Source organism: Candidatus Termitispirillum reticulitermitis (assembly GCF_054655775.1).
In genome coordinates, this window is sequence record NZ_BAAIHG010000024.1 from 1 (window position 1) to 16925 (window position 16925).

The window sequence follows — 16925 nt, forward strand, 5'->3', positions numbered from 1 at the left end:
ATATATCGCCACCGATTGGACTGACGCAGCAGGAGCATCTATACTCAAAGTGGCTAAAAACCCGCTATTCACAATCGGGTCAAAGAATATTCATCTATTCACCCCATACCTAAAAAATGCTGTCGTTCGTGTGCTGAATGATGAAAGCTCAATAAATATTTGCTTAAATTTAGGCATTAAACGTGAAAGGCTCATCGCAAAACGTGGTCCCTTCACTATTGAGGATAATATTTCCTTAATTAACAAATATAAGGTAGACTGCCTTATTACTAAGTTGAGCGGTGTTGCAGGCGGGTTTAATGAAAAACTAAGTGCTGGGATAGCGTGTGGTATAAATATTCTAATTGTCCTGCCTCAACCCCTCCCCTAGCATATTAAAACCTAACACAGTTAAGAGTATCGCTATACCGGGAAAAAACGACAGCCACCAAGCAAATAGTATATTATCCTTGCCCTCAGTCAGGATATTGCCCCATGATGGAGTCGGCGGTTGCACCCCCAGACCCAAAAAGCTGAGCGAAGATTCTACAAGTATCGCCCCCGCTACCCCCAACGTAGCCGAAACTACGACAACAGACGCCACATTAGGCAAAATATGCTTGAACATTATCTTCCACTTGGGAATGCCACCTAGCCGTGCAGCCGTTATAAAGTCTTGCTCACGCAACACAAGCGTCTGCGCCCGAACAAGCCTTGCTACGCCCATCCAGCCTGTAAGCCCTATCACAACCATAACGCTGAATATAGATGGAGCAACAAATGCAACTATAGCAAGTATTAAAAAAAATGTCGGAAAACAGAGCATTACATCTGTAAAACGCATTAAAATAGCATCTACATAGCTACCATAGTAGCCCGATACAAGCCCTATAGTCGTGCCTATAATGATAGAAGCCACTACCGAGACTATGCCTACAAATATTGATGTTCGCGCACCATAGAGCATACGTGAAAATACATCCCTGCCTAGCCCGTCTGTGCCGAATATAAACTCACTACTAGGTGGGCTGAACGCTTTATCAAAATGTATCTGCATCGGCTCATAAGGTGCAAGTAGCGGTGCAAAGAGTGCAACAAATACAAATATGGCAACGAGTGCTAAGCCTACCCTTTTCATCTGTCGCCACCATAGCGCACACGCGGGTCTGCCACTGCATACATAACGTCTGCCAATAAATTACCGATAAGCGTAAGGATTGCCCCTATAACTAATATACCCATAACGGTAGGATAATCACGCATAACTGCTGATTGATAAAATAACTGCCCCATACCGGGGATAGAAAATATTGATTCAAATATTACCCCGCCGCCTATTAGCCCTGGGACAGATAACCCTAGCATAGTGATAGCAGGCAGCAGTGCGTTCTTGAGCGCATGCTTAAATAATATAGTCCGCTCGGCTATTCCTCTGCTGCGGGCAGCCAGTATATATTCTGATGATAAAACATCTAACATAGAGCCACGCACAAACCTGCTCATCCCCGCAAGCCCGCCTATGGTGGATATAAAAATAGGCAGTATCAGATGTTTAACTAAATCTACAATCTTGCCACCTATAGAAAGGTAGTCGTAATTATACGATGTCAGCCCCGATATTGGTAACCAGCCCAGCACTACGCCAAATAAATACATGCATAAGAGTGCCAACCAAAAGGTAGGCACGGCAAAACCTATAAAGACGATAAGCGTTGTGGCTCGGTCGTATAAAGAGTCCGGTTTCCACGCCGAAAGCACCCCTAACGCAATTGAAAAAGTAAAGATTAAGAGTAACGCAATAACGTTTATACCAAGTGTTACCCCTATCCTCTCAGAGATTTTATCTAACACGGCTCTGCCGTCCCGCGAAAACGATATGCCAAAATCAAGCCTGACGACTTTGCTTACCCAGTCCATATACTGAACGTGGAGCGGTCTATCTAATCCGTATAGTTGAATAAATTTCTGCCTAGCACTCTGGCTATATTGCGGGTTCATAGCAGACTCCACATCAACGGGTGAACCGGGCGCAAGGCGGATAATAAAAAAACATACCAACGTTATTCCAATGAACAATGGAATTAGCGATAGAATACGTTTTATAATATATCTAGCCATATAGTAAAACCATAGCAGAAATAACGGGGCGGTGCAAATACAAACTTCCTAACTTTCTTCCACTAGATAGGAGAGATGTGCGCATAATAAAACACCTATGCTATACTGAGCCTCTAAAAACTCATACTACTCTCAAAAAATCTTGCTAGCAATAAATATGGACAATACGTGCTTTATACGAGCGCATACTTCATCAGATACAACTTCGCCAGCATAGCCAATATGCCATAAAAGACCACTAAACCTAGCAAATCAACCACTACTATTCGCCGAAAACATTTTTTCGCCAATGGATAGCAGTCGTCTGCTGCCTTATGCACAATCTCGTCTGCTGACGATACCACATCAAAAGCAGAACCAAGTTTATGCGCCATTTGCATGATATTCGGAACTCTTTGCTTATAATAGTGCAGGATTACTGCACTAATTACCGCCTTTGTCACACGCTCAAATGAACGCACCTGCCAAATCCCGCTCCACAGAACAGGGGCATAACGCTTGATATGCGACCAATATGGCTTTATGCTACGAATGCCAATGATAAGCCACTTGAGCATCCACGCAAACCTTGCCACACCGATACAATATAGCACTGGTGCAGTATGCGAGAACTTAGCCACAATACACACAACGGCAACAACGATAAAGAACAGGTCAATGGCGACCGTCTGTTTGAACGTTCGCCACCAACCATTGTCCAGCATATTCAGCTTGTCTTGAACTCGCCTCTGAACCTTTTCTACTTCAGGGGCAAGTTGTTCGTAAATAAACCTGTCAATCGTGTCACGAATAGCCACAACTTACCTCTCCTTGAACTTTTGCACCGCTCCAACAATGAATGAACTAGAGGAGAACTTCCGTTCTATGTCACCACCCGATTCACACAAATCAGCGACCATATTACCGAGTATGCCTGTAATAGCAGTAGCAACGCCAGTGTTGATAATTGCGCCACCAATACTTCCAACGAAAGGAATAAACTTGAGCAAATTCCCAGCAAACGACTGTCCTATTGCTGTTGTGAGCACAGCGGATGCCACGTTCGTCACGACCGCCTTTCCTAAGCTAACCCCGTAAATTGAAAATATCTTAAAAATCATAGCCGTTTGGATAGGCACCAACAAGGCGGCATCGCTAAATGGTATCGGTGAAAGCGCAACTGCACCTGCTGCAACAGTAGCCTTTGTGATAATCGTATTTGCTTCCTCACGCTTAAGTTTTAGCAGATATTGCTCTGCTTTCTCAATTGAATAGTCAACCAGCTTTTTCCAGTTGCAAGATGCGGCAAGTGCAGGGTTATTATTAGCGTTCACGCTCAACCTAAAAACATTTACCCCCGCAAGCTTTTCATTAGCAGTTGCCAACATATCGTTTAGCTGCTTTTCATCCGGTTCATCAACCTTAGTAAGCAATAGACATACAGGGAAACCCTCGCGTTTAATCCGCTTTATTAGCTTTATATCAAGCTCGGTAATGCGCTTGTCAGCGGCAGGAATAGCATACCAGACTATATGATATTCAGACTCAGCAAGAGAATCTAATATAAGCCTTTCATAATGCCTTTGTTTGTCGTCACCAAGCTCATAGCCCTCACTGTCATAGATAGTGAAACTTTCATGGTCATAAGGTATAATACCCCTAGTCATTGGCTCTGCTACATTGCCGACAGGGGCAACCTCCCGTCCGAATACGTAGTTGATAACAGACGACTTGCCTGCCCCTGTCTTCCCGATAATTAAGATGTTGGGTTTATTTATATCAACCCAACCTTTCGTGTAGGTTATCATCAATTTCCTCAAACATTGTGGAAATCAAATCGTCTAATCTATTAGATGTTTCTTCTAGGTGGCGATTAAACTCTTCTATATTTTTCAGAGTAACACCCCCCCCAAACAAATTCGCAATCTTATCAAAGATTTGTCCTATCTTAGAAAGAATAGTATCAGGTGCGGGTGCATTGTTTTTAGGCTTAGCAAACGCATCTTCTATCAGCTCGTAGTATTCCGATGCATCAGTTACCACAGCTTTTACCTCATCGGTAAAGCTTTTTGCTAAAGCCTTTGCTCTATTAGAAACCAAGTCCTTTAGTCCGCTTATCTCCATTTTATCCTCAAAGTTTGTCCGTTTGGCACTTTCAATGCATTCAGTCTCAAACTTTTGAATTTTTTCTTGCGCACTACTCCTCCACTTCTTTAGTTGTGAGTGGAACACTTTATTGAAGTTATAGAACGTGCTGTTTTGGAGTTCATCCAGTAGCTTATCTCTGCCAAAAGGTTCTATAGGGGCTTGCCATGGTTTAGCATGCGCCTCTGCGCATACATCAACCACGACATATTTTCTCTGCTCCTCAGGCAACCCCTTTTCTAGTCGCTCCCTATAAACAGTCTTTTTGGTCTCATAACCGCTATTGTCCGCTTGGGTTAAGACAACAATTACCTCATAGCCATAACTTAACAGGTCTTTAAGGTAATCAAGCTCAAAGTCTTGTATCCTATCGCTCTGATATGACATACAATACACTATGCCAGAAATCATCTTGTCAAACGACAACGTAGAGAGAAGTTTCTCGTCTATAACTTTTTTCCAGTCGTCAGTTTTGTTTGACTCTAGCCCCCAGCTGTCATAGACGTTTATTGAAACGTCAGAGTTATTGGGGGACGGGAATGTGACTTTCTGAAATTTACCACGTTGCGTTACGGGTGAGCCTGTGCCAACCTCACACACCTCTTTATCTGCAAGGTAGTTGATTAGCGAGCTTTTGCCCACGCCAGATTGCCCTAAGACCATTACATTTACTTGATTATTCATTATATCGTCTCCCCTTTTGTGAAAAATCCCTTTACCTTACCAAGGCTACTGCTTACCGTTCTTTTCCTTAAAGTATCTCGTGACATCGTCAAGGAATGACTTGCTCTCCAACATCTTTTCAACATCAAAGGTCACCGTTTCGCCGTTAAACGCACCTTTGCGCTGCCTGTAGCATACTTCAGAGAACGCCTTGCCAAGTCCATAAGTAATAGCAGCAGCTACACTTGCGTTGAGAAGTCCACCAAGAAGATTTCCTAAACCAGGGATAAGCTTGAGCAGGTAACCTGCAAGCGTTTTTCCTAGCTTTGCAACAACACTATTAAGCAAAAAGGGCATAACACGTTTAGCTCCGCTGATTTCAATGCCATAAATTCCTGCGAGCTTAATCAGCATTGCTGTCTGGATACCTACTAACACTGGTGCATCAGCAAACGGAATTGGTATTGAAGCTGTTGCTCCAGATGCAATGACATAGTTATTGATTGCAGAATTGGCATGGGAGTGCTTTTGCTCCAGCCACTCACCATTTAGTGCTACCACATAGCGGGTTCTAAATACGTTAGGCAGTTGCTCATAAGACCACTCAACCAGCTGAGCCCAGTCGCAAAATGGAGCAAGTGCAGGCGTATCCTTAACGTGTATGCTTAGTCTAAACACCTTTACCCCCGCAAGCTCTTTATTAGCAGTTGCCAGCATATCGTTTAGCTGGCTTTCATCCAGTTCATCAACCTTAGTGAGTAGCACGCATACGTGGAAACCCTCACCCTTAATCCGATTGATTAGCTCTATGTCAAGGGGGGTAATGCGCTTGCCAGCGGCAGAGATAGCATACCACACCAGATGCACTGCATCTTCTGCCCGCACGTCTTTATGTTTCAGCAGGAAATCGTCAAAGATTAGCTGTTCATAGTGCGTTTGCTTGTCGCTACCAAGCTCATAGCCCTCGCTGTCGTAGATATTCACAGTATCGCTAGGATATAGTGTAATATCTTTTGTGCAAGGCTTGCCAGTGCCAGCCTCAGCCACCGTCTCATTAAAGATATAGTTGACCACTGACGACTTGCCCACGCCTGTCTGTCCGCAAATCAGCACGTTAGGTATCTTTTGCTCACCTAACATTTTCTTGATTGCCAACTGCACCGCTTCAGGGGAAAACTTGCTCATGTCTAAATTAACTAACTTCGTTTCCATTGGAAACCTCCATATTTTAATCACGCCACGTCAGTTTTTCACACATTTGTGTCAAAACCTGCTACAAACTTTGCAAAGTTGTTATTTTATTTCTGTTTTTTGTTTCTGCCTTAGGTAAGCAATATGTGCCACACATGGGATAGTTACACTATATGCAGAACTAGCTATTTGCCATACGGTCAATGCCCCCGTGATAGCCCAACCTATTCGTCCCAAAAAGAAGGATATTCCCCTAGTAAGGGCAGGATTAGTCGCAAACGCCAAACCATGCCCCGATACAGCCCTTGACATTACATTTGCTACGGTTACTGCGGTTTTATAGGGAAAGAACCCTCCTTTCACAAGCATTACCCCACGCATTGCCGCCTGAATAGCAACTATCGGTAAAGCCTTTGGAATACTGCCAAAGTATGAGTAATTAGCTTCTTTTAGAAGTGCTTCTTTTTGCTCATCGTTCATCTCCTTATACATATTCTCAAGCATTTTCACCTGTATTTCACGTTCAAGGTCTTCAACATACATATCTGAATTAGTTTTCACCCCTAACTTACTAGCCACATCGCTAACTATCTCAGCATAAGGAACGCCATGTCCTCTGTATAAGTTGGCTATGGTATTGCCACCGAATAGCTGAATTTCGTCAACAATTTCCTTCACATACTTCTTGTGATTGGGATGGTGCATCTTGTATTCAGGTTTAGCTGAAAGCCCTTCTGTAGATTTTTTCAGGATATACCCAACAAGCGGTTCCAAATCATCGTTACTGCACTGTTTTAATAAATCGTCTAAACCTTTGTCCTTTAACATACAACACAATCTCCTTTGCCTATTGGCAACTTTTTTATTTTGTCAAACTAATCAAGGTTATTTTTACAAAGTTGACGAGTGAAAACTCCCTCCCCCTAGACGGGGGAGGAAAAGCCCGTCTTTATTGCCTAAAGCTTTTCTTTGACTTGCAAAAATATTTGTGATATAAAGGGGAAAATAACGTGTCAAAATAACCTTGATTAAATTTACAAAGTTTTTTATTGGCTTATGAGCTATTACTGGAGCATATTTAACGTGCTTTCGTCAAGCGTAAAAAGCAGTCTCCATAATCGCCACCCTTGCTCATTTTGATATAAAAAGCCGTATTAGAAATGAGGTGTTATTATGAATGCTGTTATCTTTTAACCAAATATTCAGCCAACGCTAAATCTTCACGTAGGGTTATTTTAATATTATCAGCAGATGAGGCAACCACAGCTACATCGTAGCCTATGTATTCAAATGCACTAGCCTCATCAGTAAGTGCAATACCATTCTGTTTGGCAGACTTGATAGCCTCTATTAAACGTAACCTCTCAAAGACCTGCGGAGTATGCGCCTGAAAAATACTATCCCTAGCGAGCGTTTCTAGCACCCTATCATCTTTAACGCGCTTTATGGTATCCCTAGCGAACATGCCGCATATCGCGCCACCACATTGCAGTGCAGCCGATATAACACGCTCAACAATACTCTTTGTTATAAAGGGGCGCACAGCATCGTGAACTAATGCATACTTCCCAGAGGCTAGCTCTAAAGCATTTAGCACCGTTTCAGCTCTGTCAGCACCGCCGACAGATAACTTTACACTAACACCCGCAAGCTGCGCCGCACTCATTACAAAATCACTATCAGAATCCAGTGCGCCAACTATATATTCTTTATAGTTATAAGTATTTTTCAATGCTTTAAGGGTGTGATACAAGATAGGTCGCCCATCTATTAAAAAAAATTGTTTTTTAGGCGCACCCACTACACCACCAGAAAACCGCTTGCCCACCCCCGCTGCGGGGATAATAGCCGATACGCTACAAGCTTGCATGTATCACCAACTGAATAATTATGCGCTTCAACACCGCCAAAATCGCCAAAGCAACTATAACTGACACATCAAACACCCCTAGTTGCGGAACTATCCTGCGAACACGTTCCAAGAGTGGTTCAGTTAGATAATATATGATTTGTGCATGGGTGCTTTGCATAGCAGGGGACAGCCACGATAAGAGTGCCCTGAGCACAAACACCCACATGTATATATCCAACATAGTGACTATTGATAAGACGAAATGTGAGGCGGCATCAGACACCAAAATTAGCGGCACTAGCACGCCCAAATGCAATAATGCTGCCATTATGAAGTTAAGTCCCGTCATTAACGCTATAGATATCAACGCTACTGATAATATAGCTGGCACCGCTACAAAATTGCTACGGATGGGCAGGATAACACGAACAGCCTTTATCCAAATAGCACCAAGCCTATAAAATAACGTGAACGCACTGCTGGCAATAGAGGACGCAGTCGCACCAAGCAGTATAGCCAATATGAAAAAACACCCCAAAAACGCAATTAAGTCCCTATACGTCTGCATTATAGTGATACCAGCATTCATTCGAGAAAAAAATGCTGAAAATAGCCCGTCAAGAAAGCCTAACACCAGTATAAACACAGGGATATATTTATCGCTGTCAGACTTCGTGCCCTTTATTCGCTTGAATATAAAATCAGTCATAACGCCAATGGTCTTACCTATAGCATTAAAGTTAAGCTCCTGCTGAGTGAGTGCCCAGCGCAAAAGCAATACGATAATATAAAACTTGACAGCAAAATCTATCACGCCCACCCCCTATATCTTTAAGACAGCTAAAAATGCCTCTTGCGGCAGGTCAATGCGACCTATCTGCTTCATACGTTTCTTGCCCTCTTTCTGTTTTTCCAGTAGTTTACGTTTACGCGTAATATCACCGCCATAGCACTTAGCGATGACGTCCTTACGATACGCCTTTACCGTGCTACGAGCTATAATTTTATTACCTATCGCCGCCTGTATAGCTACCTCAAACATCTGACGCGGAATAACCTCCTGCATCTTTTCTACTAATTCACGCCCTTTATACTCCGCTTGGTCTTTATGTATAATTATACTCAGCGCATCAACAGGTTCTTTATTTATCAATATATCAAGTTTTACAAGGTTAGCTGCCCTATAGTTTGACAGCTCGTAGTCAAATGACGCATAACCACGTGAAATAGATTTTAATTTATCGTAAAAGTCTGTCACAACCTCCATCATAGGTATTTCATATTCAAGTATAATCCTCTGTGCACTCATATAGCGCATATTCGTCTGCACCCCGCGCCTAGCCTGCAGTAGCTGTATGACACCGCCCACGTAATCTGACGGCAAAATCACAGTTGCTGATATATATGGCTCCTCTATCAACGCTATTTCGCCACTGACAGGCAACATCGCTGGATTATCAACAGATATTTTCTCGCCGTCAACCTTTTCTATCTTAAATATAACAGTCGGCGCAGTGGAGATAAGGTTTAAGTTAAACTCACGCTCCAGCCGTTCCTGCGCTATCTCCATATGCAGCAACCCTAAGAAACCGCATCTAAATCCAAAACCCAATGCCTGAGAGCTTTCTGGCTCAAAGGTGACGGAACTATCATTTAGTATCAATTTTTCTAATGCATCCCGCAGTTCCTGATAGTCTTGAGGGTCTATGGGGTATAATCCGCAGAAAACAACAGGTTTTACAACCTTAAAACCGGGAAATGGCTCAAGCGTCTTTCTATTCGGATGAGTCACTGTATCGCCTATCTTTACCTCATGGACATCTTTAATAGCCGCAGTGAAAAAACCCACTTCGCCCGCTTTCAGCTCTGACACGGGTAGCGATTCAGGGGTGAAAACCCCCATTTCGGTAATCTCATATTCACTATTGAGCGACATTAGGTTCACCTTATCGCCAAGTCGCATAACGCCGTCTATCAAACGCACCAGCACCACAACGCCGCGATAGCTGTCAAACCACGAGTCAAATATCATCGCCTTTAGAGGGGCATTTGCATCTCCGCTAGGCGGCGGTATCTGCTTAACTATTGCCTCTAGTATCTCTTTTGTGCCTATCTTTTCCTTTGCACTGGCAAGGATAGCACCGCTGGCATCTATACCTATTACATCCTCAACCTCGTGCTTTACCCGTTCAGGGTCGGCACTGGGCAGGTCTATCTTATTTATAACAGTTATGAGTTCTAGCCCTTGGTCAACCGCCATATACGCATTAGCAATGGTCTGCGCCTCAACCCCTTGCGAGGCATCCACCACAACCAGCGCACCATCGCAAGCGGCAAGGCTACGCGATACCTCATAAGTAAAATCAACGTGCCCAGGCGTATCTATAAGATTAAGCTGGTAGGTAAGTCCGTCTTCCGCTTTATATGATAATCGGGCAGTCTGCGCCTTGATAGTAATACCGCGTTCTCGCTCAATATCCATATTGTCAAGCACCTGTGCCTTCATATGGCGTTTATCCAGTCCGCCTGTATATTCAATGAGCCTATCGGCAAGGGTTGATTTGCCGTGGTCAATGTGCGCTATTATGCTAAAATTGCGTATATTAGATGCCATAAATTTTTATTGTATCATTCATCTGACAGGGATGCAAGCAGGTAAGATTTAGCAATAATGTAGTTATTACCTTGAACGAATAAATGCTATACTAGCTTATGAATAGTCGCTTCATACATCTATCTGGTATCGTGCAGGGGGTGGGATTCCGCCCGTTTGTATCTAGGCTGGCAGCTGAGCTACACATACTAGGCTACGTTCGCAACACGCCAGCAGGGGTGGAGATAGTGGCACAGGGAGAACCCGCTACCACAGACGACTTTACGCGTAGGTTAGTGAAAGATGCCCCTGCGAATGCTCATATAGCTGAAATATCTGTTATGGCAAACACAGAGAGCACTACATATAAAGCATTTGAGATACTAGCTAGCGTTGCAGACGATAAAACTCGCTATAAATACACGGGGGCGGTCTTTGTGCCAACTGACCTTGCAATCTGCAAAGATTGCTCTGCGGAGCTAGCAGACCCCAAGAACAGGCGGCATGAATACCCGTTTATCAACTGCACTAACTGCGGACCACGATATACCATAATAGAAAATCTGCCCTACGACAGAGCAAGCACCACTATGAAAGTCTTTGAGATGTGCCCAGAATGTGCGGAGGAATACAAAAACCCTGCCACTAGTCGCTTCCACGCCCAACCAAACGCCTGTGCAGATTGCGGAGCGCACCTTTATATAAATACAACTAATGGTAGATTACAAGATATTGAAGCGGTGAAATATATAGCAGGGTTGATAGATAGCGGAGAAATTGTAGCCGTGCGCGGAGTAGGTGGCTATCACCTGATATGCGATGCCTATAACGACAGCGCAGTGTTAAAACTACGCCAACTGAAACTGCGCCCTACAAAACCTTTTGCTGTGATGTGTGATGACTTGTCAATGTTAAATGCATCTAGCGAGGTGTTAGCGGCAGTATCGTCCCCGCAAGCACCGATAGTTATCTTTGACTGGCAAAATGCCCCGATAAGCCAACATATTAACCCTACTAGCTCACAGGTAGGCGTGATGGGCGCATATAGCCCCATACATAAGCTAATATTAAAATATACGACCCATAAATGTATAGTGGCAACCAGTGGCAACAGGCACGATGAGCCTATATGTTATGAGCCAAACGATGCCGAAAGGCGACTAGCACACTTCACCCCGCATTTTTTGCACCACAATAGAGATATTAAGACGCGGATAGATGACAGTGTCGCAAGGTTCACAGCAGGTGAACTGCGGATTATCAGACGCGGGCGAGGGTATGCTCCGTTTCCCGTGTCAATAGCGCACAAATCTAAGTATAACATTATATTTGGCGCGGGGGCGCACCTGAAGAATACTATTGCTATATCAAAAGGGAAATACGCCTTTGTGAGCCAGCATATAGGCAACTTAGACAACGCAGATACGGACGACTTCTACATGGAAACTTACATACAGATGACACGGCTATTAAACTGCACACCTGAGCTTGCCGTATGCGACCTGAACGAGAGCTACTTTTCAAGCAAATTTTGTGAGCGACATGCTAGCCCAATAATGCGTGTTCAGCACCACCATGCGCACCTATTTGCGGCAATGGCGGAGCATAATATTACTGGGGATGTGCTGGGCGTTATCTTTGACGGCGCAGGGCTTGGTAGTGACGGCGCAATTTGGGGCGGGGAGTTTTTTGCTCTGACGGATGGACAGCTAAAGCGCGACAGACACCTTGAATACGTGCCTCAGCCAGCTATGAACACAGCAGCAATCTACCCTGCGAGAATGGCTCAATCATATTTGATGAGCGCAGGCGTATGGGAGCAAGACTACTGGGGAGCGAAAATGGGGTTGACCGCTGAGATAGTTCAGCTAAATGGAGCGTTGATAAACAACAACAAAACCGTGCGGACAAGCTCTGCAGGACGGCTGTTTGAGAGCGTAGGAGCTATGGTGCTCGGAATAAATAAGAACGAATATGAAGGACAGGCGGCGGTCGCACTGGAAGCTATAGCTGGCACTGATAATAACGTGTATAAATACGGCTTACCCAGCAGAGAGCTTGCTATAACGCCTATTATCAGACAAGTTGCAGAAGATATAAAGAGTGGCGTAGTAGCAAATGTCATATCGGCACGCTTTCACAATACTATTGCAACTATGATTACCGATAATGTGCTGGATATGGCAAAAACATATAATATTAAACGTGTAGTGCTAGCGGGTGGAGCATTTCAGAACTGCAGACTATTGGAACAAACGGCAAAACTGCTGACGGCAAGGAGTATAGAGTGCATAATCCCAAGACTAATACCTATCAATGACGGCGGAATATCATTAGGGCAGGTGTTCTACGCAAATATTGCTCCCAGCATAGCCCTTTAGCCTGTAAGACGACAGCACAAGAAATAACATTGCCGATATTAGGAAAGACACGGCACTGACAACATCGCTATGCGTTATGAAGTGTGCTACAACAGCTACAAATATTGCTAGAATAGCTGACAGGAAATACACGCCGAATACCATTGTAAGCCCCGCATTATCGGAGATAATTATACGCACCCGCTCGCCCGTGCTGAAAGTGTCCGCATTAGGCGGTGTTATCTTGAATATGCGCTCGCTGTTAGAGGAGCAGACGGCATCGGCACGGCAGCCGTTGCAAGCGGAGCTTACCTCTGTGCGCACGTAAATGCTGTGAGCTGTGGTGTGCTCAATCAAGCCGAAAGTTTCGCAGACATTTTTTGACATAACACTCCTACAACCCTTATTCTATCATAATCTAAAAAAAAGTGAAAAAAATGCAAAAAAAGTGTTGCATATAGTTGAAATGTGGTGTATTAAAGCGTCAAGTTGTTTGTTTTATAACTTTATTTATAAAGACGAACTTCAGGGAGGATGCCATGATGAATATGGGACAGATGGTTCAAACTGCACAACCGCACCAGTTATCACACCCGATGATGCATATACCTATACCACCAATGGGGCAAATGTCTGAGATGCAACGTGAAACTTACAGCGAGCAGATGTCTGATTTTGATGGAGCAGAGCCTCCGAGTCGACACCGAAACCGCGCCGCATTCCGCAGACGATACTATCCGAATGCAACCGCTTATGAGTGGAACGACTGGAAATGGCAGCTTGCCAACCGCATCACTGACGTTAACGAACTATCTAAAATGCTCATCCTTTCTGACTCTGAACGGATGATACTCACAAACCACCGCGAACAGTTTCCCTTTGCTATCACACCATACTATGCATCGCTACTAGACCCTATTGACGATACCGACCCATTGCGTCTGTGCGTCGTGCCGCGTGATAGCGAACTACTATCAGACGGCGAATTTGCCGACCCGCTGGGAGAAACGCATGACGAGGTTGCTCCCGGTCTAGTTCACCGCTATCCCGATAGGGTGCTATTTTTAGCCACCAACTATTGCTCTACCTATTGTCGCTACTGCACACGTTCACGCGTTGTGGGGCAGAGGGAATGTTCGCACTCTCGGTGGGCACAGGCGTTGGACTACATTAAAGCGCATAGGGAAATTCGCGATGTGTTAGTGTCAGGCGGCGACCCATTGACAATGCCCGATGATGTGCTGGATGGGCTATTAGCGCAAATTAGAGCTATAAAACACGTTGAAATCATACGTATAGGCACAAAAGTCCCCACAGTGCTACCACAACGCGTAACGCCGTCACTAGTAAAGGTGTTAAAGAAATATCACCCGTTGTATGTCAGCGTCCACGCAACCCATGCAGACGAGTTCACTGAGGAGAGTATCAAAGCCTGTGAACGGCTTGCAAATGCGGGCATCCCGCTGGGCAGTCAGACGGTGCTATTGCGCGGAGTAAATGATGACCCGTTTATCATGAAGAAGCTGATGCATAGGCTGATGGTTTCCCGTGTGCGTCCATACTATCTGTATCAGTGCGACCCTGTAGTTGGAACAAGGCACTTCCGCACATCTGTGGCAAAGGGTGTTGAGATTATATCTAATCTGCGTGGCTGGACGACTGGCTATGCTGTGCCTACGTTTGTGATAGACGCCCCCGGAGGAGGTGGCAAGATACCGATAAATGTTAATAATATTTGCGGCGAAGATAATGGGGATTTGCTTATTATGAACTATGAGGGGAAGATTTTCCGCTATCCGCAGGCGGATAAGGCGAGCTACAGTCAATGCGTGTAGGCTTTACTTATGACCTTAAAGACGACTACTTAAAGGCGGGCTATTCGGCTGAATATACGGCAGAGTTTGATTCTGAGCTAACTATAGACGCTATTGCAGAAGCGTTAGAGTCGCTGGGACATAGTGTTGATAGGGTAGGCAACTTCGCCGCACTATCGGCTAGATTGGTTGATAGCAAGCTTGGCAATAGTAATTGGGACATTGTTTTTAACATCTGCGAGGGGGTTCGCGGGTTCGGGCGTGAATCGCTAGTGCCTGCGATGCTTGATGCATATAATATCCCATATACATTCAGCGGTCCGCTTGTTCATGCTATTACGTTAAACAAAGCTGTCACAAAAATAATGTTACGCGCCGCAGGACTACCCACAACTGAGCATACGCTAATATCAAGTGTTGATGAAATCGCTAACCCGCCCTTTGATTATCCCGTATTTATAAAAGCCGTTGCTGAGGGGACAGGCAAGAGCATCACGCCAGAATCTAAGGTTAACAACGGCACAGAACTGCAAGAACGTGTCAAGGCGATGCTAACGCATTTCAAGCAACCTGTCATAGTAGAGCCACTCTTGACGGGCAGGGAGGTGACAGTTGGCATTGTAGGCACAGGCGAGTGGACACAGGTGGTCGGTGTAATGAATATCGGCTTTACAGACAAAGCTGACAGCGATTTTCATTCATATTTTAATAAAGAAAATTGCGATGAAGCGGCAATATACGAACTAGCTGTTGATGACTATGCGCAAAAATGTGCTATACTGGCGGTAAAAGCGCATAAGGCACTGGGCATCTGCGATGCATCGCGGGTAGATATTCGTGCTGATGGTGCGGGAGAGCCACAAATAATGGAAATAAATTCGTTGCCAGGGTTAATGCCCGGACATTCCGACCTTATCCTGTTAGGGGAAATGGCGGGTTATAGCTATGGACGTATAATAGAGGCAATATTTGAATCTGCCTTAATGAGGTATAGATGAATATAGTTATCGCCTTTGAAGAACCGCCTATTGATAGGACTGACCTAAACGACGTGCTGGAACAGGCGAACTTTCTGAAACAGCACCTTGAGCCTGACCATGAGATATCCAACCTAGCCTACACTGGCGAAGTATCTAATTTTGTAGAGCAGCTTTCAGATGCCGATATAGTGTGGAATCTCTTTGAAACATTTAGGGGGCGTGAAGAGGCTAGCTATCTCGGTGCGGCACTGCTTGATATGGCTGGGGCACCTTTCACGGGTAGCGGTGTGGCTGCACTGGCGGCGGCATCTGACAAACGTATTGTAAAGGGGATACTTGCTAATGTCGGTGTTGCAACGCCCGATACATATAGACCTAATAAAAACTTCAGAGCGGGCAAGTGGTTGTTCAAGCCTGCGCTCACGCATGGCTCGGCAGGCATAACAGATGATTCGGTGATAGATGCTAGGACAGAGCTAGAAATGAAACTGTCAATGATGACCCGATTGACCACTAACTACTTTGCAGAGAGATATATAGACGGGGATGAGTATAGCGTGACGCTACTTGATAATGAAGGCATCCTAACAGCGGTGTCTTGTGCCAAGATGCAATTTAACAACTACCCTGAGGATAAGCCTAAAATCTTGAACTTTGACTCTAAATGGTCTGAATATAGCAATGACTACAAGCAAACATCACGTAGTTTTGATGTGCCTGTCGCTCTTGCAGAGCAGCTCCGCGAGCTGGCGGAGATAACAGCCAATGTATTTGGCTTTGCGGGTTTTGCACGTGTTGACTTTAGACAGGATAGCGCAACAGGCAATCTATACGTGATAGATGTCAACCCAAATCCAGCACTAAGTGCCGATTCCGGGTTCATAGCGACCTGCGCCAATGCTGGTATAGATGCCAAAACAACGCTAGAACGCATAATCAAACGGGCGTTGATGCACTAATAAACCCTCTCTATTTTTTCTCTTGACAACCTCCCCTTTTTGTGTTATAGTTCACATACAATTTAGTTAAGCTATGAGGGAATCAGGCTGGTGGAAGTTCTTTATGTATATATGTTATGTATATATTTAGGGGGTATTCTATCAGCTTTTTTTATTTGTTTAGTAGTTGCAGGGAGGCTTGTTTATGTCATTTAGTGTTTATACTAATACGGCGGCTGTGTTGGTGCAGGGAGGTATCAGCAGTAGTGCGAAGGCATTGTCACATTCAATAGAGGGGTTATCTAGTGGGTTG

General features: G+C 44.6%; 16 protein-coding genes. 5 read left to right on the forward strand and 11 right to left on the reverse strand.

Annotation, left to right across the window (positions count from 1 at the left end; all coding sequences use genetic code 11):
* Positions 1–370: precorrin-6A/cobalt-precorrin-6A reductase (locus tag AC1MDJ_RS03895; protein WP_479689645.1), on the forward strand; the 370-nt coding region annotated here is incomplete at its 5' end.
* Here the strand turns inward: AC1MDJ_RS03895 and AC1MDJ_RS03900 are convergent.
* The 10 genes from AC1MDJ_RS03900 to lepA form a co-directional block, all read right to left on the reverse strand.
* The gene (locus tag AC1MDJ_RS03900; RefSeq protein ID WP_479689646.1) at positions 341–1117 is read right to left on the reverse strand and encodes an ABC transporter permease; all 777 of its coding nucleotides are present in this window, start codon (positions 1115–1117) and stop codon (positions 341–343) included. The genes AC1MDJ_RS03895 and AC1MDJ_RS03900 overlap by 30 nt on opposite strands.
* Positions 1114–2097: an ABC transporter permease gene (locus tag AC1MDJ_RS03905; protein WP_479689647.1), complete on the reverse strand. Its 984-nt coding sequence runs from the start codon at positions 2095–2097 to the stop codon at positions 1114–1116. Before AC1MDJ_RS03905 ends, AC1MDJ_RS03900 begins: the two co-directional genes overlap by 4 nt.
* Positions 2098–2270: 173 nt before the next feature.
* Positions 2271–2894 (reverse strand): hypothetical protein, encoded by a 624-nt coding sequence (locus AC1MDJ_RS03910; RefSeq protein WP_479689648.1) that lies wholly within the window; start codon positions 2892–2894, stop codon positions 2271–2273.
* Positions 2895–2897: 3 nt separating this feature from the next.
* On the reverse strand, positions 2898–3884 hold the full coding sequence (locus AC1MDJ_RS03915) for a DUF697 domain-containing protein (protein WP_479689649.1): 987 nt from the start codon (positions 3882–3884) through the stop codon (positions 2898–2900).
* A complete protein-coding gene (rsgA, locus tag AC1MDJ_RS03920; RefSeq protein WP_479689650.1) occupies positions 3856–4905 on the reverse strand; it encodes a GTPase RsgA in 1050 nt (349 codons plus the stop codon). Before rsgA ends, AC1MDJ_RS03915 begins: the two co-directional genes overlap by 29 nt.
* 45 nt (positions 4906–4950) lie before the next feature.
* A complete protein-coding gene (locus tag AC1MDJ_RS03925; RefSeq protein ID WP_479689651.1) occupies positions 4951–6096 on the reverse strand; it encodes a DUF697 domain-containing protein in 1146 nt (381 codons plus the stop codon).
* Positions 6097–6177: 81 nt separating this feature from the next.
* Complete coding sequence (locus AC1MDJ_RS03930) at positions 6178–6903, reverse strand: YaaW family protein (protein WP_479689652.1); 726 nt, start codon at positions 6901–6903, stop codon at positions 6178–6180.
* A 355-nt stretch (positions 6904–7258) separates the two neighbouring features.
* A complete protein-coding gene (gene ispD, locus AC1MDJ_RS03935; RefSeq protein WP_479689653.1) occupies positions 7259–7945 on the reverse strand; it encodes a 2-C-methyl-D-erythritol 4-phosphate cytidylyltransferase in 687 nt (228 codons plus the stop codon).
* Complete coding sequence (locus AC1MDJ_RS03940; RefSeq protein ID WP_479689654.1) at positions 7932–8741, reverse strand: YggT family protein; 810 nt, start codon at positions 8739–8741, stop codon at positions 7932–7934. Before AC1MDJ_RS03940 ends, ispD begins: the two co-directional genes overlap by 14 nt.
* Before the next feature lie 9 nt (positions 8742–8750).
* Positions 8751–10541: a translation elongation factor 4 gene (gene lepA, locus AC1MDJ_RS03945; protein ID WP_479689655.1), complete on the reverse strand. Its 1791-nt coding sequence runs from the start codon at positions 10539–10541 to the stop codon at positions 8751–8753.
* 98 nt (positions 10542–10639) lie between these two features.
* On the opposite strand from lepA, the gene hypF reads away from it, so the two are divergent.
* Positions 10640–12901: a carbamoyltransferase HypF gene (gene hypF / locus AC1MDJ_RS03950; RefSeq protein WP_479689656.1), complete on the forward strand. Its 2262-nt coding sequence runs from the start codon at positions 10640–10642 to the stop codon at positions 12899–12901.
* Here hypF and AC1MDJ_RS03955 read toward each other — a convergent pair.
* Positions 12854–13267, reverse strand: a complete 414-nt coding sequence (locus AC1MDJ_RS03955) for a SoxR reducing system RseC family protein (protein WP_479689657.1) — start codon at positions 13265–13267, stop codon at positions 12854–12856. The genes hypF and AC1MDJ_RS03955 overlap by 48 nt on opposite strands.
* Before the next feature lie 152 nt (positions 13268–13419).
* Here AC1MDJ_RS03955 and AC1MDJ_RS03960 point away from each other — a divergent pair, with 152 nt between their 5' ends.
* The 3 genes from AC1MDJ_RS03960 to AC1MDJ_RS03970 are packed head-to-tail and all read left to right on the forward strand — an operon-like array spanning position 13420 to position 16633.
* Positions 13420–14715 carry a KamA family radical SAM protein gene (locus AC1MDJ_RS03960; protein WP_479689658.1) on the forward strand — a complete coding sequence of 432 codons (1296 nt, stop codon included), beginning with the start codon at positions 13420–13422 and terminating at the stop codon, positions 14713–14715.
* On the forward strand, positions 14706–15692 hold the full coding sequence (locus AC1MDJ_RS03965; RefSeq protein WP_479689659.1) for a D-alanine--D-alanine ligase family protein: 987 nt from the start codon (positions 14706–14708) through the stop codon (positions 15690–15692). The genes AC1MDJ_RS03960 and AC1MDJ_RS03965 overlap by 10 nt, the downstream gene beginning before the upstream one ends.
* A complete protein-coding gene (locus AC1MDJ_RS03970) occupies positions 15689–16633 on the forward strand; it encodes an ATP-grasp domain-containing protein (protein WP_479689660.1) in 945 nt (314 codons plus the stop codon). The genes AC1MDJ_RS03965 and AC1MDJ_RS03970 overlap by 4 nt, the downstream gene beginning before the upstream one ends.
* Positions 16634–16925 lie beyond the last annotated feature (292 nt).

Excerpts from the sequence above, each read along its gene's own strand:
- AC1MDJ_RS03960 (WP_479689658.1), top strand. The coding sequence starts at position 13,420 with ATGATGAATATGGGACAGATGGTTCAAACTGCACAACCGCACCAGTTA.
- AC1MDJ_RS03955 (WP_479689657.1), bottom strand. The coding sequence starts at position 13,267 with ATGTCAAAAAATGTCTGCGAAACTTTCGGCTTGATTGAGCACACCACA.
- rsgA (WP_479689650.1), bottom strand. The coding sequence starts at position 4,905 with ATGAATAATCAAGTAAATGTAATGGTCTTAGGGCAATCTGGCGTGGGC.
- AC1MDJ_RS03965 (WP_479689659.1), top strand. The coding sequence starts at position 14,706 with ATGCGTGTAGGCTTTACTTATGACCTTAAAGACGACTACTTAAAGGCG.
- lepA (WP_479689655.1), bottom strand. The coding sequence starts at position 10,541 with ATGGCATCTAATATACGCAATTTTAGCATAATAGCGCACATTGACCAC.
- AC1MDJ_RS03915 (WP_479689649.1), bottom strand. The coding sequence starts at position 3,884 with ATGATAACCTACACGAAAGGTTGGGTTGATATAAATAAACCCAACATC.
- AC1MDJ_RS03970 (WP_479689660.1), top strand. The coding sequence starts at position 15,689 with ATGAATATAGTTATCGCCTTTGAAGAACCGCCTATTGATAGGACTGAC.
- AC1MDJ_RS03930 (WP_479689652.1), bottom strand. The coding sequence starts at position 6,903 with ATGTTAAAGGACAAAGGTTTAGACGATTTATTAAAACAGTGCAGTAAC.
- ispD (WP_479689653.1), bottom strand. The coding sequence starts at position 7,945 with ATGCAAGCTTGTAGCGTATCGGCTATTATCCCCGCAGCGGGGGTGGGC.
- AC1MDJ_RS03925 (WP_479689651.1), bottom strand. The coding sequence starts at position 6,096 with ATGGAAACGAAGTTAGTTAATTTAGACATGAGCAAGTTTTCCCCTGAA.
- AC1MDJ_RS03900 (WP_479689646.1), bottom strand. The coding sequence starts at position 1,117 with ATGAAAAGGGTAGGCTTAGCACTCGTTGCCATATTTGTATTTGTTGCA.
- hypF (WP_479689656.1), top strand. The coding sequence starts at position 10,640 with ATGAATAGTCGCTTCATACATCTATCTGGTATCGTGCAGGGGGTGGGA.
- AC1MDJ_RS03905 (WP_479689647.1), bottom strand. The coding sequence starts at position 2,097 with ATGGCTAGATATATTATAAAACGTATTCTATCGCTAATTCCATTGTTC.